This is a genomic window from Blastococcus haudaquaticus, assembly GCF_900230285.1.
In the GTDB taxonomy this organism is placed as follows: domain Bacteria; phylum Actinomycetota; class Actinomycetes; order Mycobacteriales; family Geodermatophilaceae; genus Blastococcus_B; species Blastococcus_B haudaquaticus.
The window spans coordinates 294048-319673 of the sequence record NZ_OCNK01000003.1; the positions used below are offsets into that span (position 1 = coordinate 294048).

Consider the following 25626-nt stretch of genomic DNA (forward strand, 5'->3'; position numbering starts at 1 on the left):
CGGGCTCAGGCGATGCGGTCGTCGAGCAGCAGGAGCCGGCCGTCGTCGCCCTGGACGAACCGGAGGCGGTGTGACTCGGTCTCGGACGAGCCCCCCGACTCCACGTACGTGATGTCGACCAGTGCGCTCGTCGGGCTCTCGGTGCGCACGTTGGCGATCTGCACGCTCGAGTAGTCGTCCCAGAAGCCGGAGAAGTTCTCGAACGGGGTATTGGCCTGGAACTCCGGGCTGGTCAGCTCGTAGGCCGCGGCGAGGTCCCCCGGGATCAGGGCGAAGAGCTGCGTCGTGGCCGCGGCCGGGTCGCCGGCCGGGGGTTCCTCCGGCTCCGACGTGGTCGCGGGCTCCTCGGACTCCGACGTGGGCGCCGGCTCCTCGTCGTCGGTGCCGGGGTCGGTCGTGGCCGCGGCGCTGGTGGTCGGGCCCGCGGCCGTGTCCGACGCGTCGTTCCCGTCACCGTCCCGGACGACGGCCCAGTAGGTGACCAGCCCCGCGATGACCACCGCGGCCAGTCCGGCGAGCAGCCAGAGGGCACGGCCGCGACGCCGGCCCTCCCTCGCGGGCGGGGCCGTGGCGGGCCGTTGCGCCACCGGCGCGGGCGCCGGATCGGCGGTGGCGTGCCGCTCGCGGGTGTCGGTGCGGGTCGGCGGGGAGGCAGCCGGAACAGGGACCGGGGTCGGGGTCGGTGCAGCGGCCGCCGCCGTGGGCTCCGCGGGGAACGCCGACGTGCGATCACGGCCGCCGACGGAGGAGCGGATGTCGGTGCGAGCCAGCAGCACGGTCGTCGTGTCGCCGTCCCGGCCGGCGGCGAGCTTGGCCAGCTCGTCGCGCACCGCCGCCATGTCCGGACGGTCGGCCGGGTCCGCGGCGAGCATCCGCAGCAGCGGCTCGGTCAACGAGCCGGCGCGCCGCGGCGGGACGATCGAGCCGCCGGCGACGCGGTGCAGCATCGCGAGGGCGTTGTCCTCCATGCCGAACGGCGGCTGACCCTCGATGCAGGTGTAGAGCGTCGCCCCGAGGGAGAACACGTCGCTGGCGGCGGTCATCTCGTGTCCCTGCGCGACCTCGGGCGCCAGGAATGCGGGGGTGCCGGTGATCTGGCCGGTCTGGGTCAGCGTGACGTCGCCGCTGGCGTGCGAGATGCCGAAGTCGGTGATCTTCACCAGGCCCTCGATCCGGCCGCCCTCGCCGATGAGGATGTTGGCCGGCTTGACGTCGCGGTGCACGATCCCGGCCGCGTGCGTGGCGGCCAGCGCGTCGGCCACCTGGGCGCCGATCTGGGCCACCTGGTCGACGCGCAGGACGCCGTCCTCGGTGAGGACCGCGGCCAGGCTGCGCGAGGGCAGGTACTCCATGACCAGCCAGGGCTGGCCCGACTCCAGTGCCACGTCGTAGACCGAGATGGCGTGCGGGTGGCTCAGCCGTGCCGCGATCCGGCCCTCGCGCAGTGCCCGCTGGCGCTGCTGGTCGGCCTCGGCCTCGGTGACCCCTGCCGCCGTCAGGACCTGCTTGACCGCCACCTTCCGGCCCAGCAGCTCGTCGCGCGCCAGCCAGACGGTGCCCATGCCGCCGCCGCCCACCTGGGACTGCAACCGGTAACGCCCCGCGACGAGGCGGCCGGGGGTCGTGACGGGCCGGGTCATGGACGCGCGAGCTCGGCAGGGAGGGCGGTCAGACCGCCGACGGGACCCCGAACCGGCGTGCGTACTCCTCCTGGGCGCCGGCCGGCAGGGCGTCGTAGAGGTCGCCGAGCTCGGCGTGCACCTCGGGGGACAGGTCGTCGAAGATCTGCTTCCACGTGGGCGGCTCGTCGTAGCTGCGGGTCAGCAGCAGCTCCCAGGCCTGCGACTGGCGGTCGCGCTTGCCGCGCTCGGCCAGGAACTCCGAGAGGTAGGCGTCCTTGGCCGCCGCCTTCTCCGCGGCGGTGGCACCTGCGGGCAGGTCGGCCGTGTCGTCGCCCTTGAGGACGCCGACGATCGCGTCGACCACTTCCGGTCGCACCTCGGTCGATTCGCTCATCGCTGCCTCCTCTCCTCGTCCCGACCACCGGCCATGCCCTGCGGCCGGGACACTCAACCACTCGGTGGCCCCACCGGCAGCGCCGGTGAACTGCGGACGGAGCATCGCACGCGCGGGAGCCGGAGGACGAACGTGCGCCCCGGTGCTCGTCGTCGAGAGCCGCGCAGAGTCCGCCGGAGCCGCCCGGTAGGATTCCCGGTGCACTGGAGGATTCGCCTAGTGGCCTATGGCGCTCGCTTGGAAAGCGGGTTGGGGGCAACCCCTCGGGAGTTCGAATCTCCCATCCTCCGCAGGTACAGCCCCGCGACGGCGGCGAGCACGAGCACTCCTCCGGCCAGCGCGCCGGGGGAGAGCCGCTCGCCCAGGAACGCCGTCGCCAGCGCGGTCGCCGTCAGCGGCTCGAGCAGTGTCACGATCGAGGCGACCGCGCCGGGGACGCTGCGGATCCCGGTGAAGAAGAGCCCGTAGGCGAGCGCGCTCGGCACGGCGCCCAGGTAGAGCAGCACGCCCACGGCCACCGGGTCGGTGGTGAACCGGAGCCCGGTGACGAGCGCGACCGGTGTCAGCAGCAGGGCGCCCCCGGCGAACCCGACGAGGGTCACCGGGATGCCGTGCGGCACGCCGGCGCCGGAGAGGGTGACGACGGCGTAGCCGAGGGCCGAGCCGACGGCGAGCAGTGCGCCCAGGACGACCGTCGTCCCGGTGTCCTCGCCCGCGGAGATGCCCACCAGCAGGACGAGACCGACCAGCGCCACGACGAGGGCGACGACCGTGGCGCGGTCGGGCCGGCCGTGCCCCAGGACCGTCGCGCCGACGGCGATCAGCAGGGGGGCGAGGCCGAGTGCCACGAGGGTGGCGATGCTGACACCGGCCGCGGCGACCGCCGCGAAGTACGCCAGCTGGTAGGCCGCCAGCCCGGCCGCCACGAGCGCGAGACGGATGCCGGTGCCGCGGGTGACCGGGACGGGCGCGTCCACCCGTCGGCGGCGGGTGACCGCGAAGCCGACCAGCAGCACGACCGCGCCGATGGCCATGCGGTGCCAGGCGATGTCGAGCGGCCCGAGGTCGGTGCGGTCGGCGACGAGCGCACCGCTGATCCCGGAGGTGCCCCAGCAGAGGGCGGCGAGGACGACGAGCAGGAAGCCGCGGCGGGCCGCGGGGAGCACGGGGGAGGACATGACGCTCCTGGGATCGGAACCGGCGAGGGGACTCGGATCCGGAGCACGGCGCGACGGGAGGCCCGTGGGCCTGCGTCGAGGGGGTCAGCCCGCGGTGCTCCGGCTCAGGAGCGGGGCGGGGGCAGATGAAGGACCCCGTCCTCCTCGCCCCTCGCAGGCTCGGGGCGAGCCTCGGGACGGGGCCATGGCGTCATGGGCGGAAGAGTAGTGCGAGCCGTCGTCGGAGCGCCCGCCCGTTTCCTCTACAGTGGACGCCAGACCCCTCGTGTGGCGTCATCCTGTGAACCTCCCCAGGGCCGGAAGGCAGCAAGGATAAGCGGGCTCTGGCGGGTGCGCGGGGGGTCCCTTGCATTGTCCGAGCCCTGGTTTCCCAGCTCCCTCGCAGGTTCGTGCGGTTGACTCCATGAACTTTCAAGCGAAGGAGTCGCGATGAGTCGCCGGACGTGGATCCTGGTCGCCGTCCCTGTCGTGCTGGTCCTGGGCCTCGTCCTCGGGCCGCTCGCCTATGCGGCCCTGCAGGACGACGCGCCGCCCGCCGAGACGGTGCAGGCGCAGGCCGAGGACGCGGAGCTCGTCGCGCAGACCGACGGGACCTGGACCGTCGGGGACGGGTCCAGCGCGGGCTACCGGGTCGACGAGGTGCTCAACGGTGCCGACGTGACGGTCGCCGGGACCACCGACCAGGTCACGGGCACCGTGGTCGTCGAGGACGGCGTCCTGAGCACCGCCGAGGTGACCGTCGACGTCGCCAGCATCACCACCGACAGCGGCCGGCGTGACTCCTACTTCCGGGACAGCGTCATGGACGTCGGACAGCACCCGACCGCGGCGTTCGTGGTCACCGGCCCGGTCGACCTGCCCGAGCTCACCGGCACGCCGACGACCGTGCCGGTGACCGGCGAGCTGACCCTGACCGGGGAGACGCGGGAGGTGCAGGTCGATCTGGGGGTCGTCCGCACGCCGAACGGCGTCGACATCTCCGGCTCGATCCCCGTGACCTTCGCCGATTTCGGCATCGAGGCACCCGACCTCGGCTTCGTGCGCGTCGAGGACCAGGGCTCGATCGAGTTCCTGCTCCTCCTGGAGACGTGAACCGGGGCCGGTCCGCGAGGGGCCGGCCCCGGGCCTGGGTGAACGGGTCCGGACGATCAGGTCACGGCGATGGAGGCGATCACGTCCCTCGCCATCTGCTCACCGGCGGCACCGGCCGGGAACTGTCCGCCGATCACGACGCGCCGGTCCCCGGCGAGGATCTGCACGCCGAAGGAGGTCCGTTCGACCGTGGTGCGCCCGGGAATCGGGTCGTTGTCGGGGCCCAGCGTCAGGACGAAGGCGTGCGTATCGGTGCCCCCTGGGACCACCGGGAGGAAGTAGTCACCGTCCATCGGGGGGAGCCCGCCCTCGAAGGGCTCCAGCAGCCTGACCGTCACGAGGGAGTACTCGCCGTCACCCAGCGAGGGCCCGTTCCAGGTGAGCGAGGGACCCTCCATGAAGCTCGGCTCGGCGCTCTCGTCGATGGTGTCGGCCGTCCGGGAACCCGGCGGCACGGCGAACGTGACGCCCTGGAAGGTGCGCCGTTCCCAGCCGGCGGGCACGGGCAGGCCGGGCACCTCCGCCGCGGCCTCGGCCGCCTGCCGGGCGAGTGCTGCCTCGGCGGCAGCCTGCTGCTCCAGCGCCGCCTGCGCCTGGGCTGCCTGCGCCGCCACGCGGGCTTCCGCCACTGCGCGCTTCATGTCGGCGTCGTTCGTCGTGGGCACGGCCGAGGTCGACAGGTCCGCGGGTCCCGCGACCTCGCTGGGGGCGGACGAGGTCAACGTCCCGATCGCGATGGGGACGCCGACGACCATGGTCGCCGTCACCGTGGCGACCGCGAGCACGGTGAGGCGTGCCCGCCGGCGGCTGCGATGACGCGCCCGGGCCGCACGCACCTGGGCGACCACGTCGACCGCCGGGGTCATGTCGTCGGCCAGGTGGTGCAGGCGGGAGCTGAGGACGGTGGTGTCGTGGTCGTTCACTGGTGCCTCCCCGATGCGGGCGTGAGGTTCTCGTCCTGGACCGGAGCGAGCAGACCGCGCAGGGCGGCCAGTCCCTTCGAGACGTGGTTGTTGACGGTGCTGCGGGAGCAGCCCATGAGCTGCGCGGTCTCGGCCTCGCTGAGGTCCTCGAAGTAGCGGAGGACGACGGCGGTGTGCACCCGCAGGGAGAGCCGGAGCAGTGCCTGGCGCATCTCGTCGCTCTCCGCGTGCGCGCTCTGGAGGTCGCCGCCGCCGACGTCCGGGAAGGTCTCGAGGACCCGCTCGGTGTTGGTCAGCCGACGCACCCAGCTCAGGTGCGCGTTGATCATGAGCCGGCGCACGTAGGCGACGGGGTGGTCGGCCTGGCGCACCTTGGCCCACGACCCGTACGTCTTGGCCAGCGCGGTCTGGAGCAGGTCCTCGCCGAGATGGGCGTCCCCGGTGACGAGGCAGGCTGTGCGCAGCAGCTGCCCGCCGTGATCGGCGACGAAGTCGGTGAACTCCGCGTCCCTGTGTTCGGTCACTCGTTCCTCCGGTGTTCGGTCGTCACGAGGAGGACGCGTCGGAGACCCGCACCCACCCCATACCGCTATGTATCGGTCTCGTAACGGATGGTCAGCACCGTCGGCAGCCGTCGATCCGGAACGTCCATCGGGGCGTCGGTGCGGACACGTAACCTCTCGGCGTGGCCCTGGCTCTCTACCGCAAGTACCGCCCGGCGACCTTCGCCGAGGTGGTCGGTCAGGAGCACGTCACCGCCCCGCTGATGAACGCGGTCGACGGCGGCCGGATCAACCACGCCTACCTCTTCAGCGGCCCGCGCGGCTGCGGCAAGACGTCGTCGGCGCGCATCCTGGCCCGCTCGTTGAACTGCGAGCAGGGCCCGACGTCCACGCCGTGCGGCGTCTGCGAGTCCTGCATCGCCCTGGCGCCCGACGGCCCCGGCTCGCTGGACGTCATGGAGATCGACGCGGCCAGCCACGGCGGTGTCGACGACGCCCGTGACCTCCGGGAACGCGCCTTCTTCGCGCCGGTCAGCAGCCGCTACAAGGTCTACATCGTCGACGAGGCGCACATGGTCACCACGCAGGGCTTCAACGCCCTGCTCAAGGTGGTGGAGGAGCCGCCGGACTTCCTCGTCTTCGTCTTCGCCACGACCGAGCCGGAGAAGGTCCTCCCGACCATCCGCTCGCGCACCCACCACTACCCGTTCCGTCTCGTCCCGCCGACGACCCTGCGCCAACTGCTCGAGAAGACCTGTGAGGCCGAGGGCGTCACCGTCGAGCCGACCGTCTTCCCGCTGGTGGTCCGCGCCGGTGGCGGCTCGGTCCGCGACTCGCTGTCGATCCTCGACCAGCTGCTCGCCGGCGCCGGCCCCGAGGGCGTCACCTACAAGACCGCCGTCGGCCTGCTCGGGGTCACCGACGACGCCCTGCTGGACGAGACGATCGACGCGCTGGCCGCCCACGACGCCCCGGCGGTCTTCCGCGCCGTCGACCGCGTCGTCGAGGCCGGGCACGACCCGCGCCGCTTCGCCACCGACCTGCTCGACCGGCTGCGCGACCTGATCGTGCTCGACGCCGTCCCCGACGCCGGGGGCAACGGGCTGCTCGACTGCCCGCCCGACCGGATCGACCTGATGAACCAGCAGGCGTCCGCACTCGGCTCGGCGACGCTCTCGCGAATGGCGGACACGGTCCACGAGGGCCTGACCGAGATGCGCGGGACGACGGCGCCCCGGCTGCTGCTGGAGCTCGTGTGCGCCCGCATGCTGCTGCCGGCGGCCGACGGGTCGGCCGCCGCCACCCTCCAGCGACTGGAACGGCTCGAGCGCCGGATGTCGATCGCCGGCGAGCACGCCGGGCGTCCGGAGGCCGCCGTGCGTGAGACGGCCCCCGCCCCTGTCCGTGAGGCGCCCGTGCGGGAGGCCCCCGTGCGCGAGGCGCCACCGCGCCCGGCCCCCGCGGTGGCTCCGAGCCCTCCGCCCGCTGCGGCCGCACCCGTGCCCGCGCCGGCGGCCGAAGCTCCGCGCGCGGGGTACGTCCGCCCGTCGCAGCGCAGCGAGGCGCCCAGCAAGCGACCGGCAGCCCCCGCGGCCGCCGCACCCGCGGCCTCGTCGACCGACGACTGGCCCGAGACGGTGCAGCCCGGGTCCGGCCGGGGCAAGGCGTCGCCGGCCGCTCCCGCTGCGGCGCCCCAGCAGCGCCGCGCCACCGGAGAGCCGGACATCCCGCTTCCACCGGAGCCGACCGACGACGAGGAGTGGCCGCACGCGCCGAGCCCGGCTGCCGGCCGGGCCGCGGCCGCACGCTCCGAGGCCGCCGAGCACGGCACCCGCCCGGCGGACGGTCCACCCCGGGCCGCCGCGGAGTCCGCTCCGGCCCCGCGCGGTGGCGAGCCCACTCCGGTCGTCTCGGCCAACCCCGAGAAGTCCGGTGACGACGGCGAGCTGACCACGACCGACGTCCGCCGCATGTGGCCGGAGCTGCTCGCCGTCGTGAAGCGGCACAAGCGCACCACCGAGGCCCTGCTCAAGAACGCCCAGGTGCACCAGCTGACCAACGGCGTGCTGACCCTGGCGACGTCGTCCCCGGCGCTGGCCCGCCGCCTCGGTGACGACCTCAACAAGGACGTCATCCGCGAGGCGCTGAACGAGCTGCTCGGCGTCCGCTGGCGGGTCGACGCCGTGGTCGAGGGCGCCGCGGCGGCCCCCGGGCCGCCGATCCCGCCCGAGCAGGCGCAGGAGGCGGCACGCGCCGCCGAGGCCGCCGAGGCGCGGGAACTCATGGCCGAGCGCGCCGCCGACGTCTCGGCCGCGGGCGACGGCGAGCCCGCGCCGATGGTCGACCCCGAGCAGGCGGCCCTGTCGCTGCTCCGGGCGCAGCTCGGCGCCCGGCCCCTCGACGGCTGAGTCGATGAGCGCGCGCGACCTCCCGGACGACGAGCAGGCGATCGTCGAGGCGGTCGCCCGCTGGGTGGACCGCGTGGTGCGCCCGCAGGCCGGCCGGCTGGAGCGGGCGCAGGAGTACCCCGCGGCCCTGATCGACCAGATGAAGGAGATGGGGGTCTTCGGGCTCGCCGTCCCCGAGCGGTGGAGCGAGTCCGCGGTCTCCACCCGCTGCTTCGCGCTGGTCACCGAGCACCTGGCCCGCGGCTGGATGAGCCTGGCCGGGGCGATGGGCGGGCACAGCGTCGTCGCCCGGCTCCTCGCGCGGTACGGGACCCCGGAGCAGCAGGAGCGGTGGCTGCCCCGCATGGCGACCGGTGAGGTGCGCGCCGCCATGGCGCTCACCGAGCCCAGCGGCGGCTCCGACCTGCAGGACATCCGCACGCGGGCGGTCCGGGACGGGGACGACTACGTCGTCGACGGCAGCAAGACCTGGATCACCAACGCCCGTCACGCCGGGCTGATCGCCACCCTGGTGAAGACCGACCCGGAGGCATCCCCGCGGCACACCGGGATCAGCATCCTGCTCGTCGAGCCGGACCAGGTGTCCGTCTCCCGCGACCTGCCCAAGCTCGGCTACCGGGGGGTGGAGTCCTGCGAGCTCTCCTTCGCCGGGTCGCGGGTGTCCGCCGGGTCCCTGCTCGGCGGCGAGGAGGGGCACGGCTTCGCCCAGTTCATGGCCGGCCTCGAGCTGGGGCGCGTACAGGTCGCCGCCCGGGCAGTGGGGGTCGGGCAGGCGGCCCTGGACGACGCCCTCGCCTACGCCCAGCAGCGCGAGACGTTCGGCCGGCCGATCTGGGAGCACCAGTCGGTCGGCAACCTGCTCGCCGACATGGCGACCAAGGTGCACGCCTCCCGCCTGCTCGTGCTCGACGCGGCCGCCGGTATCGACGCGGGCCGGCGCAGCGACCTGGAGGCGGGGATGGCCAAGCTCTACGCGTCCGAGGCGTGCATGCAGGTCGCGCTCGACGCCATGCGCATCCACGGGGCGGCCGGGTACTCGGCCGAGCTCGACATCGAGCGCTACTTCCGCGACGCGCCGCTGATGATCGTGGGGGAGGGCACCAACGAGATCCAGCGCAACGTGATCGTGCGCCGCCTCGTGGAGCGCTCTCGGGAGAGCTGAGGCCGGAGGGGCGGCGGCGCTCGGCGTGGCGCTGCGCGTCGTATCCGCGGCCTACTCTCGTGGCATGTTCCCCGGTGGTCAGCCCGACATGGCTCAGCTCCTCCAGCAGGCCCAGCAGATGCAGCAGCAGTTGGTCGCCGCCCAGGAGGAGCTGGCGCGCACCGAGGTCACCGGCTCCGCCGGCGGTGGTCTGGTCACCGCCACGATGACCGGCAGCGGCGACGTCACCGCCATCACCATCACGCCCGCCGCCGTCGACCCCGACGACCTGGAGACGCTGCAGGACCTCGTCGTCGCCGCCTTGCACGACGCCAAGCGCGCGGCCGACGAACTGGCCGCGAACACCATGGGCCCGCTCGCCGGCGGGCTGGGTGGCGGCGGCCTGGGCCTCCCCGGCTTCTGACCGCGCCTCCCGGATCCCAGAGGAACACCCCGTGTACGAAGGCGCCGTCCAGGACCTGATCGACGAGCTGGGCCGGCTGCCAGGCGTCGGCCCCAAGAGCGCCCAGCGCATCGCCTTCCACCTGCTGTCGGCCGAGTCCACCGACGTGAGCCGGCTGGTCGCGGCGCTCACCCGCGTGCAGCAGGAGGTCCGCTTCTGCGTGACCTGCTACAACGTCGCCGAGGCCGAGCAGTGCCGGATCTGCCGCGACCCGCGCCGCACCGACGACGTCCTGTGCGTCGTCGAGGAGCCCAAGGACGTCGTGGCGATCGAGCGCACCCGTGAGTTCCGCGGCCGCTACCACGTCCTCGGCGGCGCGATCAGCCCGATCGACGGCGTGGGGCCCGACGACCTGCGGGTCAAGGAGCTCATGACCCGCCTGATGAACGGCGCGGTCACCGAGCTGATCATCGCGACCGACCCGAACCTCGAGGGCGAGGCGACGGCGGCCTACCTGGCGCGGCTGGTGTCGCCGATGGGCCTCGCCGTCTCCCGGCTGGCCAGCGGCCTGCCCGTGGGGGGCGACCTCGAGTACGCCGACGAGGTCACGCTGGGCCGCGCCTTCGAGGGTCGCCGCCGCATCGACGCATGACGACAGCCCCGGGAGCATCGCAGCGAGGGACGAGCGAGGAGCGGACCGGGGCGCGGAGTCGCGCCATGGGTATCGCATGAGCGGGCGTCGCCCGGACGGGTGTGCAGCGCGCCGTCGCCGTGTGTTAGCGCTCACGCCCGCAGTCACGAGCGCATAACAGTGCTTCGGCAGGACTCCTTCCTGCGTTCACATGGTGTTAGACCTAGATCCTCCATTGGCCTTTCGGCGGCCGCGGTGGCGCCTGCGCGCGCCCGAGCGCCGTCCATTCGAAGACAGAGGTACGGATGACTTCCGGATCGAGCAGCCGTCGGCGCATCGTCGCCACGGCGGGCATCGCGGCGACGGCCCTGGTACTGGCCGCGTGCGGCGGCGGCGACGGCGACGGCGGTGGCTCCGACAGCGGCAGCGGCGGCGCCCTGACCATCGGCACGACCGACAAGGTCACGACCCTCGACCCCGCGGGCTCGTACGACAACGGCTCCTTCGCCGTCATGAACCAGGTGTTCCCGTTCCTGATGAACACCCCGCTCGGCAGCCCGGACGTCGAGCCGGACATCGCCGAGTCGGCGGAGTACACCGCGCCCACGCAGTACACGGTGACCCTGAAGCCCGACCTGAAGTGGGCCAACGGCAACGACCTGACCTCCTCGGACGTCAAGTTCTCGTTCGACCGCCAGCTCGCGATCGCCGACGAGAACGGCCCGTCGTCGCTGCTCTACAACCTCGACAGCGTCGAGGCCCCCGACGACACCACCGTCGTGTTCAACCTGAAGTCGGAGAACGACCAGGTCTTCCCGCAGATCCTGTCCAGCCCGGCCGGCCCGATCGTCGACGAGGACGTCTTCTCGCCCGACGAGCTGACCACGGACCAGGAGATCGTCGACGGCAACGCCTTCCACGGTCAGTACGTGATCACCAGCTACGACCTGAACAACCTGGTGTCCTACGAGGCGTACCCGGACTACCAGGGCATCCTCGGCGAGGCCAAGACCGAGCAGGTCAACGTCAAGTACTACGCCGACTCCTCGAACCTGAAGCTCGACATCCAGGAGGGCAACATCGACGTCGCCTTCCGCAGCCTGTCGGCCACCGACATCGAGGACCTGCGCGGCAACGACGAGGTCAAGGTCGTCGACGGCCCCGGCGGCGAGATCCGCTACATCGTCTTCAACTTCAACACCCAGCCGTTCGGCGCCACCACGCCCGAGGCCGACCCGGCCAAGGCGACCGCCGTCCGCCAGGCGGTGGCGAACCTGATCGATCGCGAGGAGCTGGCCGACCAGGTCTACAAGGGCACCTACACCCCGCTGTACTCCTTCGTCCCCGAGGGCCTGACCGGCGCCACCCAGCCGCTCATGGAGAAGTACGGCGACGGCGAGGGCGGCGCGGACGCCGACAAGGCCGCCCAGGTCCTGCAGGCGGCCGGGGTGCAGACCCCGGTCTCGCTGAGCCTGCAGTACTCCAACGACCACTACGGCCCGTCGTCGGGTGACGAGTACGCCCTGATCAAGGACCAGCTGGAGTCCAGCGGCCTGTTCACGGTCGACCTGCAGACGACCGAGTGGGTGCAGTACTCCGAGCAGCGCACCGAGGACGTCTACCCGTCGTACCAGCTGGGCTGGTTCCCGGACTACTCGGACGCCGACAACTACCTCACGCCGTTCTTCCTCACGGAGAACTTCCTGAGCAACCACTACACGAACCAGCAGGTGAACGACCTGATCCTGCAGCAGGCCGCCACCCCCGACGCCGCCGAGCGCCAGGCCCTGATCGAGCAGATCCAGGACCTCGTCGCCGACGACCTCTCGACGGTGCCCTACCTGCAGGGTGCACAGGTCGCCGTGACCGGTGCGGACGTGGAAGGCGCCGAGGACACCCTCGACCCGTCCTTCAAGTTCCGCTACGGCGCGCTCAGCAAGGGCTGATCCGAGCCCAGCTGAACAGCAGGAGCACACTCCGACCCCGGGGGACCCGCGCTGCGGGTTCCCCGGGGTTCGGCACGTCACGGGACGACACGAGCAGGAGAGATGACCACGACGACGACGGAGCTCGTAGCCGGCGGAGCAGACCCTGATACCTGGGCGCCGCGCGCCGAGAAGCGCCGCGTCGGCGGCGGGGGACTGGGCGCCTACCTGTTCATCCGCTTCCTGCTGATCTTCCCGACCATCTTCATCCTGGTGACGACGGTCTTCTTCCTCATGCGTTCGACCGGTGACCCGATCACCGCGGCGCTGGGCGGCCGGCTCACCGGCGAGCAGCTCGCCGAGCGGGTCCGCGAGGCCGGCTACGACCGACCGCTGCTCACGCAGTACTTCGAGTACCTGGGCAACGTCTTCACCGGCGACTTCGGGACGGCGATCAGCGACCGCCGCCCGGTCACCGAGATCCTCACGACCTTCGGAGCGGCCACCCTCGAGCTGGTCTTCTACGCCCTGCTGGTGGCCTTCCTCGTCGGCATCCCGCTCGGCCGCCTCGCCGCCTACCTGCGCGACCGGTGGCCCGACGCCGTGCTGCGGGTCTTCGCGATCGTCTGCTACGCCACCCCCGTCTTCTTCTTCGGCATGCTGCTCAAGCTGGTGTTCGCGGTGAACCTCGGCTGGCTGCCGGTCGCCGGCCGGGCATCGACGGGCGCCGACATCCAGCTGCAGCAGCTGGACGGCTCGACCGGCATCTACCTCATCGACGCGATCCGGCTCGGCGACGGCGAGGTGATCGCCGACGTCCTCGAGCACGCAGTCCTCCCGGCGATCGCGCTCGGCCTGCTCACCGCCGGCATCTTCCTGCGGCTGGTCCGGACCAACGTCATCGGCACCCTGGGCATGGGCTACGTCGAGGCCGCGCGATCCCGGGGGGTCCCCGAGCGGCGGCTGCTCAAGAAGCACGCCTACCGGCCGGCGCTCATCCCGATCATCACCGTCATCGGCCTGCAGATCGCGCTGATGCTCGGCGGCGCCGTGCTCACCGAGACGACGTTCGAGTGGAAGGGGCTCGGCTTCCAGCTGACCGAGTACATCGAGGCACGCGACTTCGTCGCCGTCCAGGGCATCGTGGTGCTGCTGGCGATCATCGTCGCGGTCACCAACTTCGTCGTCGACGTGATCGCGGCCCTGATCGACCCGCGGGTGAGGTACTGATGAGCACTCGTATCTCGGAAGGCGGACCCACCGCCCCGGCCGCCGGCACCCGCCGGGGCTGGAAGAGCCTGCCGCTGCTCCGCCAGGTCCAGCAGAGCGTCGGCCTGCAGCGCGGCATGCTGATCGCGGGGCTGGTGCTGAGCGCCCTGTTCCTGCTCGTCGCGGTCCTCGCCCCCCTGCTCGCGCCCTACGAGTACAACCAGCTGCGCGACCCCTCCGGTGCATTCGGCGCGCAGCAGGCGCCGTCGTCGACGCACCTGCTGGGCACCACCGTCGGCGGGTACGACGTGCTGTCCCGGGTGATCTGGGGATCGCGGACCGCGCTCTACGTCATCGTCGTGGCGTTCGTCCTCTCCTTCTTCGTCGGTGTGCTGCTCGGGCTGGTGTCGGGCTACTTCGGCGGCTGGCTCGACCGGGTGCTGGTCGTCGTCTGCGACGCGATCTACGCGTTCCCCTCGCTGCTGCTGGCGATCGTCGTGGCCATCGCCATCAGCGGCGGTGAGTCGAGCCTGTGGGGCGGGATCATGGCCGCGGCGATCGCCATCACCGTGGTGTTCATCCCGCAGTACTTCCGGGTGGTCCGAGCGGAGACGGTGCGGATCAAGTCGGAGGCGTTCGTCGAGTCGGCGAAGGTCATCGGCGCCTCGCACCGGCGGATCATGTTCCGCCACGTGCTGCGCAATGCCACCCGGACGCTGCCGCTGATCCTGACGCTCAATGCGTCCGAGGCGGTGTCCACGCTCGCCGCCCTGGGCTTCCTCGGCTTCGGCATCGAGCCGACCGCCGCGGCCGAGTGGGGCTACGACCTCAAGCGCGCGCTGGCCGACGTGTCCAGCGGCATCTGGTGGACGTCGGTCTTCCCGGGGCTGGCGATCGTCATCGTCGTGCTCGGGCTGACCCTGGTCGGCGAGGGCCTCAACGACCTGGCCGACCCCCGGTTGCGCACGCGGCGCCGGGCGGTGGCGTCGTCGGCCGACGTCGCCGAGACCTCGGTGGTCCCCGGTGGAACCCTGGACGCCGGCCCCGGCGGGCTGGCCGGCCTCGAGGGTCCCGACGACGGAAGGCGGTACGAGCAGTGACCCGGCCAGTGGGCGACGTCGTCGACATCGAGAACCTGTCGGTCAGCTTCGCGACCGACATCGGCACCGTGGACGCCGTCCGCGACGTGAGCCTGGGTGTCGCGGCGGGCGAGGTGCTGGCCATCGTCGGGGAGAGCGGCAGCGGCAAGACCGTCACCGCCCGCAGCATCCTGGGTCTGCTGCCCGACACCGCGCTCACCCGCGGCGCGATCCTGCTGAGCAGCAAGGACGGCGCCACCACGTCCGACGTCGTGCAGCTCTCGGGCTCCCGGCTCGGCGACGTGCGCGGCCGCGACGCCGCCATGGTCTTCCAGGAGCCGTCGACGGCGCTCAACCCCGTCTACCCGGTCGGCTGGCAGATCGCCGAGGGACTGCGGGCGCACGGGAAGTACAGCAAGAAGGAGGCGCGGGAGAAGGCGATCGACGTCCTCCGTCGCGTCGGCATCCCCGACCCGGAGCACCGCGTCGACCACTACCCGCACCAGTTCTCCGGCGGGCAGAAGCAGCGCATCGTCATCGCGCAGGCGCTGGTCCTCGACCCGGGCGTGATCATCGCCGACGAGCCGACGACCGCCCTCGACGTCACCGTGCAGGCCGAGATCCTCGACCTGCTGCGCCGCTGCCGCGACGAGTTCGGCGCGGCGATCGTGCTGATCACGCACAACATGGGCGTGGTGGCCGACCTCGCCGACCGGGTCGCCGTCATGTACCAGGGGCGGATCGTGGAGCAGGCCGACGTGCGCAGCCTCTTCGCCTCGCCGCAGGACCCCTACACCCAGCAGCTGCTGGCCGCCGTCCCCAAGCTGGGCTCCGGCCGGGCCCGCACCCAGGAGCGGGCCGCCGCGCGGACCGCCGAGTGGCAGGGGGCGGCTCCCGTCGTCTCGGCCGCCGACCTGCGGATCGTCTACCCGGGCCGGCTGCGCCAGCCCGACTTCGTCGCGGTGGACGGCGTCAGCTTCGACATCCGGCCCGGCGAGGTGCTCGGCCTGGTCGGGGAGAGCGGCAGCGGCAAGACCACGATCGGCCGCGCCATCGCGGGGCTGACCAAGGTCACCGGGGGCTCGCTCCAGGTGCTCGGCACCGAGATGAACGGCGTCAAGGAGAAGACGTTCCGGCCGGTCCGCGAGCGGATCGGCTTCGTCTTCCAGGACCCGGCGTCCAGCTTCAACCCGCTGCTCACCATCGCCGCCGCCGTCGCCGAGCCGCTCGTCGTCCACAAGCGGGCCGGCAGCGTCGAGGACGCCCGGCAGCGGGTGGACGAGCTGCTCGAGCAGGTCCAGCTGCCCAAGGCGTTCGGCGACCGCTTCCCGCACGAGCTGTCCGGCGGTCAGCGCCAGCGGGCCAGCCTCGCGCGCTCGCTGGCGCTCGAGCCGGAGCTGCTCGTCGCCGACGAGCCGACCTCCGCGCTCGACGTCTCGGTGCAGGCCCGCGTGCTGGAGCTGTTCGACGAACTGCAGCGCGAGCACGGGTTCGCCTGCTTGTTCATCAGCCACGACCTCGCCGTCGTCGACCTGCTGGCCGACCGGATCGCAGTCCTCTACAAGGGACAGCTCGTCGAGGAGGGCACCGGCGCCGAGGTGCTCGGGGCGCCGCAGCACCCCTACACCCAGCGGCTCCTGGCCTCGCTGCCCGTGCCGGATCCCGACGAGCAGGCCCGCCGGCGCGGCGTCTGGGAGTCGCTGCGCTAGCTCATTCCAGGACGACGTCGTCGCCCTGGCGGGTCGCGCGGCGCACGCGCAGCCGCGCGATCCGGCCCAGGAGCTGCACGACCTGCGAGTAGACCGGCGTCGGGCCGTGGTAGCCGAGGAATCCCCGGGGACCCTCGACCATCTCGCCGGTGCGCACGTCGTAGCGGCTCTGGTGCCACGGGCAGACCAGGCACCCGTCGGCGTCGATGCTGCCCTCGGAGAGGTCGGCGAGCTGGTGCCGGCACCGGCGCGACACCGCGAAGTACCGGTCCTCGCCGGCGCCGTCCGCACCACGGTTGCCGACCGCCCAGTCCCCGGCGCGGCGCACCGTTCCGGGCGGCACGTCGGCGGCGGGCAGGCGATCGGGTTCGCTCACAGGTCCTCCTGGATAGGGTCGGCACCCGATCCTCACCCATCCCGGAGGTCCCCGTGCGCCGGCTGTCCGTCGTCCTCGGGCTGCTGACGCTGCTCACCCTGCTCGGCGGCCCCGCGACCGCCGTCGACCCCCTCCGCCTCGACGAGCGGATCACCGACGACGCCGGCGTCCTCGGCGGCTCCCGTGGCGAGGTCGAGGACGCGATCGAGGAGCTCGAGTCGGCCGAGGGCGTCCAGCTCTACGTCGTCCTCGTCGACAGCTTCGACGGGCTCGGCGGCCAGGAGTGGGCCGACGCCACCGCCCGGGTCTCCCAGCTCGGCCGCGACGAGGTCGTGTTCGCCGTCGCCGTGCAGGACCGCGCCTACGGCTACTCCGTCGACGAGGAGTTCCGGCTCGACGCCGCGGAGGTCGACCGCCTCGTGGCCGACGACGTCGAGCCCCGGCTCGCCGACGACGACTGGTCCGGTGCGGTGGTCGCGCTGGCCGACGGGCTCGGCGGCGGGGGTGGTGGCGGCTCGACGGCCCTGTGGGTGGTCGGTGGCGTCGCCGTCGTCGGCGGGGGTGCGTGGCTGGCGACGCGGTCGCGCCGGCGGAAGCCGGCCACGGCGCCGCCCAGCGGCCCGCCCGACCCGCACGCCGGGGTGCCGACCGAGCAGCTGCAGTTCCAGGCCAGCAGCGCCCTGCTGGAGCTGGACGAGGCGGTGCAGTCCTCGCAGCTGGACCTGGACTTCGCCCGCAACCAGTACGGCCCCGAGGCGGTGACCGGCTTCGACGAGGCACTCGCGCAGTCGCGGGCCGACCTGGCGCGCGCCTTCACCATCCGCCAGCAGCTCGACGACGAGACGGACGAGGACGACCCCACCCGGCGCCGGATGCTCACCGAGCTCCTCGCCCTCGTCGAGGCCGGGGACGCGCGGCTGGACGACCAGGCCGAGGCGTTCGAGGAGCTGCGCGACCTCGAGCGGACGGCGCCGCAGGTCCTCGACGCGCTGGGCCCCCGGATCGCCGACCTGACCGGCCGCCTCCCCGCCGCGGAGGCCCGCCTCGCCGACCTCGCCGGCCGCTACGCCGACACCGCGCTGACGCCGGTCGCCGGCAACGTGCCCGAGGCGCGGGCCCGCCTGGCCGCGGCCGAGCAGGAGATCGCCGAGGCGCGGGCCGAGCTGGCGGCGGGGAAGCCGGGCGACGCCGTCACCGACGTCCGGGCCGCCGAGGACGCCGTCGCGCAGACCACCACCCTCCTGGACGCCGTCGACCGGCTCGCCGCCGACCTGGCCGCCGCCGCGGGCAGGGTGACCGCCGCGCGGACGGAGACGGAGAAGGACCTCGCCGAGGCGCGCGCCCTGGTCGGCGCCGGCGACCGCACCGGCCTCGAGCCGCAGGTCGCGCGGGCGGAGGCGGCCCTGACCGCGGCCGACGCGGCGTCCTCGGGCGAGCGGCCCGACCCGCTCGCCGCCCTGCGCCTGCTGGAGGAGGCCGACACCGCGCTGGAGCAGGCGCTCGGTCCGGCGCGCGACGCCCAGGCGGCGGCGCGCCGGGCGACCGCGGCGCTGGAGGCGGCGCTGCTGACCGCCCGCTCGGCGATCGGCTCGGCGAGCGACTTCATCAGCACGCGGCGGGGCGCGGTCGGTGCGGACGCGCGCACCCGGCTGGCGGAGGCCCAGCGGCACCTCGACGTCGCCGTGGGAACGGCCGGCACCGACCCGGTGTCCGCCCTCCGTGAGGCGCAGCAGGCGACGTCCCTGGCGCAGCAGGCCACCGACCTCGCGACCAACGACCTGTCCGCCTGGTCCTCCGGCCGGGGCGGGTACGCGCCGGGAGGGTTCGGCGGTGGCTACCCCAGCCGCGGCGGCGGCGTGGACCTGGGCAGCCTGGTTCTCGGCAGCATCCTGTCCGGGGGCGGGTCGGGCGGCGGTTACCGCAGCGGTGGGTACGGCGGCAGCCGGCGGCGCTCCAGCGGCGGGTTCGGCGGCGGCCGGTCGAGCGCGGGGCGCCGCTCCAGCGGAGGCCGCTCGGGTGGCGGCCGGCGCGGTGGAGGCGGACGCTTCTGATCCGGAGCGCGGTCGGAGCCCGGCAGGGTCGCCGGGAACTCCGACGCGCTCCCAGGCGTGCCTACAGTCCGGGCGGCCTGACACGGTCGCCCCCGTTCGAAAGAGGTTCCCCGTGCGCCGGCTGACCATCGTGGCGCCCCTCGCGGCCGCCCTGCTCGTGGGCGGCGCCGCACCCGCCCTCGCCGAGCCGCCCAGCGGCGTCACCGGTCAGGTCAGCGACCAGGCCGACGTCCTGGACGCCGGCGAGGAGGCCGACGTCCTCCGGGAGCTGGAGTCGCTCGGCTCCGACACCGGTACCGAGACCTATGTCGTCTACGTGGACACCTTCGACGGCGTCGACCGGGTCGAGTGGGCCGAGACCACCGCGCGGCAGAGCGGGCTGGAGTCCGACGACGTGCTGATGGCCGTCGCCGTCGACGACCGCCTGTACGCGGTGGCCCCAGGAGCCGACGTCGACCGCGGTGAGCTGCAGGACGTGCTCGGCGGCGACGTCGAACCGCTGCTCTCCCAGGGCGACTGGGCCGGTGCCTCGGTGGCGCTCGCCGAGGGGCTCTCCGGCGGTGGCGGCGAATCGGCCGCGGCGACCGGCGCGTCCGGCGGTGGCGGCGGTGGCGCCCTGTTCGTCGTCCTGCTGCTGTTCGCGCTCGCCGGTGGCGCCTACTGGGCCGTCCGGCGGCGCAACCGCCGCCCCGCGCTCGCCGGCCAGGCTCCCCAGCAGCTCTCGGCCCCGGACCCGCACGCCGGCACCCCGACCGACAAGCTCAACTTCCGGGCCAGCAGCGAGCTGCTGGACCTGGACGAGAAGGTGCGCAGCGCGCAGGTCAACCTCGACTACGCGCGGTCCCACTTCGGCGAGCAGGCGGTGCCCGGGCTGGCCGAGGCGCTCGCGGAGTCGCGGTCGGAGCTGGCGCGGGCCTTCACCATCCGCCAGGAGCTCGACGACGAGATCCCCGAGGACGAGCCGACCCAGCGGGTCATGCTCACCGAGCTGCTCGCCCTCACCGGCGCCGCGGGCGGCCGGCTGGAGGCCCAGGAGAAGGCCATCGACGCCCTGCGCGAGCAGGAGCGGACGGTTCCGCAGGCGGTCGAGGCGCTGCAGCAGCGGATCGACGACCTGCGGGGCCGGCTGCCCGAGGAACAGCGCCGGCTCGCCGGCCTGCAGGACCGGTATGCCGCCGCCACGGTGGCGCCGGTCGTGCAGAACGTCGCCGAGGCCGACGTGCGGCTGGCCGCGGCCGCCCAGGAGCTGGAGCTGGCCCGCGCCGACCAGGCCGAGGGGCTCACCGGTCGCTCGGTCGGCCGGCTGCGGGGTGCGGAGAACGCCGTCGGCCAGAGCGCGACCCTGCTCGACGCGATCTCCCGGCTGAGCACCGACCTCGGGGCGGCCGAGCAGCGCATCCCCGCGGCGCGCGCCGACATCGAGGAGGACCTCGCCGAGGCCCGGTCGCTGCTGCAGTCCGGCAGTCGCGCCGACCTGCGCTCGCGGATCGCCCGTGCCGAGGCGGCCCTGTCCGGCGCCGAGGAGGCGTTCCGCCCGCGGGACGGCGGACGGCCCGACCCGCTCGGGGCGCTGCGCCGGCTGGAGGAGGCCGACGCCGCGCTGGAGGAGGCCCTCCGGACCGCGCGCGACGAGCAGACCCGCGCGCGCCGGGCCGAGGAGTCACTCGGCCAGGCCATGCTCACCGCCCGGTCGACCGTGGCCGCGGCCGGCGACTTCATCAGCACGCGGCGCGGCGCGGTCGGGAGCACCGCCCGCACGCGGCTGGCGGAGGCCGAGCGGCACCTGGACGCGGCCGAGTCCCTGGCGCGCAGTGACCCGGCGGAGGCGCTCGCGGAGGCGCAGGCCGCGGACCGGCTCGCGCAGTACGCGCTGCAGGTCGCGGAGGCCGACGTCCAGCAGTGGTCGCAGCAGAACCAGTACGGCGGGTACGGCGGCTACGGGGGCGGCGGCTACGGCGGCGGCGGCTACGGGGGATACGGGCGCCAGCGCGGCGGCATCGGCCCGGTCGGCGCCGGTCTGGGCGGACTGCTGCTCGGCGGGCTCATCTTCGGCGGCGGAGGGGGCGACGGCGGCGGCGACTGGAACGCCGGGGACTTCGGCGGCGGGGGCGGCGACTTCGGGGGCGGCTTCGGCGGCGACTTCGGCGGCGGCGACTTCTGAGCCCTGCGCCCCGCGCTGCGGGGCCTGGGAACTGTCGGAGCCCGGTGGCAGCGTGACCCCCCTCACACCCGTGGAGGAGGAGCGATGCCCACCCGAGACACCCCCTGGCCCGACGGCACCCCCTGCTGGGTCGACGTCGGCACGCCCGACATGGACGGCGCGAAGGCGTTCTACTCCGCGCTGTTCGGCTGGGAGTACGTCGGCGGCGATGCGGAGTTCGGGGGTTACAGCAGCGCGCAGCTCGACGGCCGGATGGTCGCCGGCCTCGGACCGCAGCAGGACCCCGACGATCCCACCCGCTGGACGACGTACTTCGCCGCGTCCGACGCGGCCGCCGGCGCCGAGCGCATCCGGGCGGCCGGCGGCCGGGTGCTCGTCGAGCCGATGGAGGTCGGCCCGATGGGCACGATGGTCATCGCCCTCGACCCGCAGGGGAATCCGTTCGGTCTCTGGCAGGCCGGGATGCACACCGGCTACCAGATCCACAACGAGCCGGGAGCCCTGGCCTGGAACGAGGCGATGGTCGACGACACGTCGGGGGCGAAGCAGTTCTACACCGCCGTCTTCGGGTTCGGCTTCGACCAGCTGGGCGCCGAGGACGGCGCCGGCACGGACTACGCCACCTTCAGCACGGGCGGGAACCCGCTGGGCGGGCTGGCCGCGTCGGATCCGAGCATGCCCACGGGCTGGCTGACCTGCTTCGCGGTGGGTGCCACCGACGACACCGTGGCGCTCGTCGAGGCGAAGGGCGGGAAGGTGGTCACGCCGCCCGAGGACACGCCGTTCGGCCGGTTCGCCGTCGTCGAGGACCCGTGGGGGGCATCGTTCGAGGTCCTCCAGGACACGACGTCGGGGTAGCCCCGTTCAGCGCACGCGGCCCCGGGCCTTGAGCGGCAGCGCGGGCAGGGAGGGGGCGGACAGCCGGTCGCCGTCGAAGCCCTCGACGACACCGAAGCGCTCGTCCTCGGCGTTCCAGAGGTCGGCGTACTCGACGATCTCCTCACCCGACCGGCCGACGAAGTTCCACCACATGACCAGTTGCTCCTCGAACGGCTCTCCGCCGAGGAGCAGCAGGCTCGCGGCCTCCTCGGCCCGGAGCCGCACGGTCCGCCGGCCGGTGCCCAGGTAGAGCATCGAGCCGTGCGCGACCGGGGCGCCCTCGACCGTCGCCGAGCCGCCGGCGGCCAGCACCGCGTACTCGAAGTCCGGCTCCAGGGGCAGCTCGACGTCGGCGCCGGCGGTCAGCGTCAGGTCGGCGCCGACCAGCGGGCTGTAGGCGGTGCCGGGCGAGGTGGCGTCGCCGACCGAGCCCATGAGCACCGTCGTCGTCAGGCCGTCGGAGGTGAAGCCGGGGAGGGTGGCGTGGTGCTCGAAGTGCGGCGCCACCTCGCGGTGCGCGTCGGGGAGCGCGACCCAGAGCTGCGCGCCGTGCAGGTAGCGCGGGTGCACGGCCGGCGACTGCTCGGCGTGCGCGATGCCGTGCCCCGCGGTCATGAGCGCCAGCTGCCCGGGGCCGAACACCACGTCGCTGCCGACCGAGTCGCGGTGGTGGACCTCGCCCTGCAGCAGCCAGGAGACCGTCTGCAGCCCGGTGTGCGGGTGCGGGGCGACCTGCATGCCCGGCGAGCTGGTGACGTCGTCCGGGCCGTAGTGGTCCACGAACGCCCAGGCACCGACCATCCGGCGCCCGAGCGTGGGCAGCAGCCGCCGGACGCGGGTGCTCTCGCCCAGCAGCACCTCCTTGCCGGGCAGCAGGTCCAGGACCGGGCCGGCGGGCGTCGCCTCGAGGCCGCCCATCTCGCGGGCGGCCGGGCGGCGGTCGAGGTTGCTCATGCTCGTTCCTTCCCCGGCCCGGAGGGGGCCCATAGTGGCCACAAAGGTCCTACGAGACCTGACCAGTCTCGCCCCGGACGTCGGCGTGCGGAATGCGCCGGCCGTAACTGGCCGGGATGGAACCGAGCCGGCCCGCCTGGTGGTCGGTGAACGCGTCCATGACCTCCTGGCGGGTGTTCATGACGAACGGCCCGTACATGGCGATGGGCTCGCGGATCGGGGCGCCGCCGAGGACGACGACGTCGAGCGCGGGGGTGCGCGACTCCTGGTGCACCGCGCCGTTGATGGTCACCGTGTCGCCGGGGCCGAGGACGGCGAGCTGCCCGGTGCGGACCGGGGCGCCGTCGATGCCGACCGAGCCGGTGCCGGACAGCACGTAGACGAGGGCGTTGAAGTCGCGGTTCCACGGCAGGTCCAGGGTGGCGCCGGGGGAGACGGTGGCGTGCACCATCGCCATCGGCGTGTAGGTGGACCCGGGCCCCGTGTGCCCCGCGACGTCGCCGGCGATCACCCGGAGGAAGGCGCCGGCGTCCGGGCTGGCCAGCAGCACGGACTCGTCGGCGCGCAGGTCCTGGTAGCGCGGCTCGACCCACTTCTGGGCGCGCGGCAGGTTCACCCACAGCTGCAGGCCGTGGAAGAGCCCACCGCTGACGACGAGGTGCTCCGGCGGGCGCTCGATGTGCAGCACGCCGCCCCCTGCGGTCATCCACTGCGTGTCGCCGTTGCTGATCGTGCCGCCGCCCCCGTGGGAGTCGGCGTGCTCGAAGGTGCCGTCGATGATGTAGGTGACGGTCTCGAAACCGCGGTGCGGGTGCCACGACGTGCCCTTGGGCTCGCCCGGCGCGTACTCGACCTCGCCCATCTGGTCCATGTGGATGAACGGGTCGAGGTCGCGGAGGTCGACGCCCGCGAAGGCGCGGCGCACCGGGAAGCCCTCGCCCTCCAAGCCCGACGGCGCGGTGGTGACCGAGCGGGTGCGGCGGCGCACCGTTCCGGGTGCGGGCACGGGGACGCGGGCCAGGGTGGTGGTGTCCTCGACGGTCACGGCAGGCATGCCGGCCTCCTCGGTTGAGTGTTCAACTAGTGGCACCGTAACCGCCCCGGGCGTCGATGTCTTCCCCCTCTGCGCCGGTGCGCGTTTCGGCGGACCGGGCAGGGGCAGGACTCCCGACGATGGAGCCCGAGTCGTCCGCCGCCGGCCGGCTCGGCTGCCCGAAGCGCATGGTGTTCGGTCCGTGCGGCGGGGTCCGCGACGACGGCCGGTGCGAGCTCGCCGAGCACCGCTGCGTGTTCCTGGACGAGCCCCTGGTCCGCTGGCCCGGGCCGGCCGTCGAACCACCACCGCCCACCGGCCTCCTGGAACGGGCGCAGCACGGCCCCGTGGTGCTGGCCGACCTCTCCGTGCCCCCGTTCGACGCCGCCGCCGTCCGCCGGGTGGTGTCGGTCCTCGGTCCGCAGTCGGACGGGCTGCTGCTGGGGGAACACGCCAACCGCCCCGACTTCCCCCCGACCATGCTCGCCGCGGAGGCCCTCGCCGCGGGCGGCCGGCTCTGGACGACGCTGGCCTGCCGCGATCGCAACCGCGTCGTCCTCGAGCAGGAGCTGGCCGGCCTCGCCGCACTCGGCGTCGACGGGGTCCTCTGCGTCACCGGCGACGGTCGCGGACCCGGCGTCCGGCCCGGCGTCAGCCAGGTGTTCGACCTCGACGGCGTGCGGCTGGCCGCGCTGGCCGCCGGGCACGGGCTGCAGGTCGCCGTCCCCGAGTCGCCGGAGGCACCACCGGTGGACCTGCGGCCCGCTCGGGTGGCGGAGAAGCAGCGGGCCGGTGCCCAGTTGTGCGTGCTCAACCACGTGCGCAGCCCGGCACGGGTGGCCGCGTTCGTCGTCGCCGCCCGGGCCGCCGGGGCGACCCTGCCCTTCGTCGCCGGCGTCGCCGTCTACACCGACGAGCGCTCCGCGCGGGTGCTGCAGCACTTCCCCGGCCTGCACCTCGACGACGCCGTGGTCGAGGCGGTGCTGGCCGCGCCCGATCCGCGGGAGGCCGGCATCGCCGCCGCGGTGGAGGAGGGCCGCGCGCTGCTGGCGGTCCCCGGGGTCGTCGGCGTGAACCTGTCCGGGATGGGCTCGGGCAGGGGTGAGGACGACGGCGCACGGATCAAGGCCGAGGTCGCCGAACGGATGAGAGAGGCAGCATGAGTTCCCTGGAGAGCGAGGCCATGGAGGCGGAGTTCGACACCGTCGCCGGCTGGACCGAGGAGGCCGTCCGCACGCTGGGCCCGGAGTACGCCGTTCCCGCGGGCTGCCGGGGGAGCGGGAGCGAGGGTGCGCTGCGCTGGCTGGCCGACCGGCTCGACCTGCGTCCGGGCGCCCGGCTGCTGGACGACGGGGCCGGCGTGGGCGGACCGGCTGGCTGGCTGGCGGCCGAGCGCGGGGTGCGACCGGTGTGCGCGGAGCCGATGGCAGCCGCGGTCCGCGCCTCCCGACGGCTGTTCGGGCTCCCCTCCGTGGTGGCGATGGCCCAGCAGCTGCCGTTCGCCGACGGCTCGTTCGACGCCGCCTGGTGCCTCGGCGTGCTGTGCACGACGTCGGACAAGGCCGGCTCGCTGGCCGAGCTGCGCCGGGTGCTCGTCCCGGGGGCGCGCCTCGGTCTGCTGGTGTTCGTGGCCGCCGGTCCGCTGCCGCCACCCCTGCCGGAGGGCAACGAGTTCCCGGGCGAGACCGAGCTGCTCGACCTGCTGGGCGGCGCGGGCTTCGACCTGCAGGACTCGGGGACCGCTGATCTCGCCGACAGCCCCGACGAGTGGCTGGAGCGGGCCGACGCCGTCGATGCGGAGGTGGCCCGCAGGCACGGGGAGGCGCCGGAGCACGAGCAGGCCCGCGAGAACGCCAAGCGGGTCGGCAGGCTCATCTCCGGGAAGCACCTGCGACCGTGGCTCGGGATCGCCATCGCCCGCTGAGCAGGCTGAGCCCGCTGAGGACCCGAAACGC

At 73.8% G+C, this 25626-nt stretch carries 21 protein-coding genes, 1 tRNA gene, 1 other RNA gene and 1 pseudogene; 16 read left to right on the forward strand and 8 right to left on the reverse strand.

Features of this window, described 5'->3' with window-relative positions; all coding sequences use genetic code 11:
• Positions 1 to 5: 5 nt before the first annotated feature.
• Positions 6 to 1640, reverse strand: a complete 1635-nt coding sequence (locus CRP30_RS12770; RefSeq protein ID WP_097184359.1) for a serine/threonine-protein kinase — start codon at positions 1638 to 1640, stop codon at positions 6 to 8.
• 28 nt (positions 1641 to 1668) lie between these two features.
• Entirely contained in the window at positions 1669 to 2016 is a 348-nt protein-coding gene (locus CRP30_RS12775) for a hypothetical protein (RefSeq protein ID WP_097184360.1), read from the reverse strand.
• Positions 2017 to 2221: 205 nt separating this feature from the next.
• Between CRP30_RS12775 and CRP30_RS12780 the strand changes: the two genes are divergently transcribed.
• Positions 2222 to 2306 (forward strand) — tRNA-Ser (locus CRP30_RS12780).
• Between the two features lie 15 nt (positions 2307 to 2321).
• Here the strand turns inward: CRP30_RS12780 and CRP30_RS12785 are convergent.
• Positions 2322 to 3194 (reverse strand): annotated as a pseudogene (locus CRP30_RS12785) (DMT family transporter); the annotation flags it as partial.
• Between the two features lie 254 nt (positions 3195 to 3448).
• Between CRP30_RS12785 and ffs the strand changes: the two are divergent.
• An RNA gene (gene ffs / locus CRP30_RS12790) (signal recognition particle sRNA small type) lies at positions 3449 to 3544 on the forward strand.
• Between the two features lie 79 nt (positions 3545 to 3623).
• On the forward strand, positions 3624 to 4286 hold the full coding sequence (locus tag CRP30_RS12795) for a YceI family protein (protein ID WP_097184361.1): 663 nt from the start codon (positions 3624 to 3626) through the stop codon (positions 4284 to 4286).
• A 56-nt stretch (positions 4287 to 4342) separates the two neighbouring features.
• Here CRP30_RS12795 and CRP30_RS12800 read toward each other — a convergent pair whose 3' ends face one another.
• A complete protein-coding gene (locus CRP30_RS12800; protein WP_097184362.1) occupies positions 4343 to 5209 on the reverse strand; it encodes a hypothetical protein in 867 nt (288 codons plus the stop codon).
• The gene (locus CRP30_RS12805) at positions 5206 to 5733 is read right to left on the reverse strand and encodes a SigE family RNA polymerase sigma factor (RefSeq protein WP_097184363.1); all 528 of its coding nucleotides are present in this window, start codon (positions 5731 to 5733) and stop codon (positions 5206 to 5208) included. The genes CRP30_RS12800 and CRP30_RS12805 overlap by 4 nt, the downstream gene beginning before the upstream one ends.
• Positions 5734 to 5894: 161 nt before the next feature.
• On the opposite strand from CRP30_RS12805, the gene CRP30_RS12810 reads away from it, so the two are divergent.
• The 8 genes from CRP30_RS12810 (at position 5895) to CRP30_RS12845 (ending at position 16217) form a co-directional block, all read left to right on the forward strand.
• The gene (locus CRP30_RS12810; RefSeq protein ID WP_097184364.1) at positions 5895 to 8120 is read left to right on the forward strand and encodes a DNA polymerase III subunit gamma and tau; all 2226 of its coding nucleotides are present in this window, start codon (positions 5895 to 5897) and stop codon (positions 8118 to 8120) included.
• A gap of 4 nt (positions 8121 to 8124) precedes the next feature.
• Positions 8125 to 9282, forward strand: a complete 1158-nt coding sequence (locus CRP30_RS12815) for an acyl-CoA dehydrogenase family protein (protein WP_097184365.1) — start codon at positions 8125 to 8127, stop codon at positions 9280 to 9282.
• Positions 9283 to 9346: 64 nt separating this feature from the next.
• The gene (locus CRP30_RS12820; protein ID WP_097184366.1) at positions 9347 to 9685 is read left to right on the forward strand and encodes a YbaB/EbfC family nucleoid-associated protein; all 339 of its coding nucleotides are present in this window, start codon (positions 9347 to 9349) and stop codon (positions 9683 to 9685) included.
• A 31-nt stretch (positions 9686 to 9716) separates the two neighbouring features.
• Positions 9717 to 10316, forward strand: a complete 600-nt coding sequence (recR, locus tag CRP30_RS12825) for a recombination mediator RecR (RefSeq protein ID WP_097184367.1) — start codon at positions 9717 to 9719, stop codon at positions 10314 to 10316.
• Between the two features lie 284 nt (positions 10317 to 10600).
• Complete coding sequence (locus tag CRP30_RS12830; RefSeq protein ID WP_097184368.1) at positions 10601 to 12241, forward strand: ABC transporter substrate-binding protein; 1641 nt, start codon at positions 10601 to 10603, stop codon at positions 12239 to 12241.
• A 102-nt stretch (positions 12242 to 12343) separates the two neighbouring features.
• Positions 12344 to 13450: an ABC transporter permease gene (locus CRP30_RS12835; RefSeq protein WP_097184369.1), complete on the forward strand. Its 1107-nt coding sequence runs from the start codon at positions 12344 to 12346 to the stop codon at positions 13448 to 13450.
• Positions 13450 to 14529, forward strand: coding sequence for an ABC transporter permease (locus tag CRP30_RS12840; protein WP_097184370.1), 1080 nt, complete (start codon positions 13450 to 13452; stop codon positions 14527 to 14529). The genes CRP30_RS12835 and CRP30_RS12840 overlap by 1 nt, the downstream gene beginning before the upstream one ends.
• Positions 14526 to 16217 (forward strand): ABC transporter ATP-binding protein, encoded by a 1692-nt coding sequence (locus tag CRP30_RS12845; RefSeq protein WP_235003366.1) that lies wholly within the window; start codon positions 14526 to 14528, stop codon positions 16215 to 16217. The genes CRP30_RS12840 and CRP30_RS12845 overlap by 4 nt, the downstream gene beginning before the upstream one ends.
• 1 nt (position 16218) lies before the next feature.
• Here CRP30_RS12845 and CRP30_RS12850 read toward each other — a convergent pair whose 3' ends face one another.
• Entirely contained in the window at positions 16219 to 16593 is a 375-nt protein-coding gene (locus tag CRP30_RS12850) for a Rieske (2Fe-2S) protein (protein ID WP_097184372.1), read from the reverse strand.
• 53 nt (positions 16594 to 16646) lie between these two features.
• Between CRP30_RS12850 and CRP30_RS12855 the strand changes: the two genes are divergently transcribed.
• The 3 genes from CRP30_RS12855 (at position 16647) to CRP30_RS12865 (ending at position 21663) form a co-directional block, all read left to right on the forward strand.
• A complete protein-coding gene (locus CRP30_RS12855) occupies positions 16647 to 18644 on the forward strand; it encodes a TPM domain-containing protein (protein ID WP_097184373.1) in 1998 nt (665 codons plus the stop codon).
• 112 nt (positions 18645 to 18756) lie between these two features.
• Complete coding sequence (locus tag CRP30_RS12860) at positions 18757 to 20805, forward strand: TPM domain-containing protein (protein ID WP_159961728.1); 2049 nt, start codon at positions 18757 to 18759, stop codon at positions 20803 to 20805.
• Positions 20806 to 20889: 84 nt separating this feature from the next.
• On the forward strand, positions 20890 to 21663 hold the full coding sequence (locus CRP30_RS12865; RefSeq protein ID WP_097184375.1) for a VOC family protein: 774 nt from the start codon (positions 20890 to 20892) through the stop codon (positions 21661 to 21663).
• Positions 21664 to 21669: 6 nt separating this feature from the next.
• On the opposite strand, the gene CRP30_RS12870 is transcribed toward CRP30_RS12865, so the two are convergent.
• Both CRP30_RS12870 and CRP30_RS12875 read right to left on the reverse strand, forming a co-directional pair.
• Positions 21670 to 22638, reverse strand: coding sequence for a pirin family protein (locus CRP30_RS12870; RefSeq protein ID WP_097184376.1), 969 nt, complete (start codon positions 22636 to 22638; stop codon positions 21670 to 21672).
• Positions 22639 to 22687: 49 nt separating this feature from the next.
• Positions 22688 to 23692, reverse strand: coding sequence for a pirin family protein (locus tag CRP30_RS12875; protein WP_097184377.1), 1005 nt, complete (start codon positions 23690 to 23692; stop codon positions 22688 to 22690).
• A gap of 119 nt (positions 23693 to 23811) precedes the next feature.
• Here CRP30_RS12875 and CRP30_RS12880 point away from each other — a divergent pair, with 119 nt between their 5' ends.
• Together CRP30_RS12880 and CRP30_RS12885 are read left to right on the forward strand one after the other, a co-directional pair.
• Positions 23812 to 24834: a methylenetetrahydrofolate reductase C-terminal domain-containing protein gene (locus tag CRP30_RS12880; protein ID WP_200814733.1), complete on the forward strand. Its 1023-nt coding sequence runs from the start codon at positions 23812 to 23814 to the stop codon at positions 24832 to 24834.
• A complete protein-coding gene (locus tag CRP30_RS12885; RefSeq protein ID WP_235003367.1) occupies positions 24831 to 25595 on the forward strand; it encodes a class I SAM-dependent methyltransferase in 765 nt (254 codons plus the stop codon). The genes CRP30_RS12880 and CRP30_RS12885 overlap by 4 nt, the downstream gene beginning before the upstream one ends.
• The last annotated feature ends 31 nt before the right edge of the window (positions 25596 to 25626 follow it).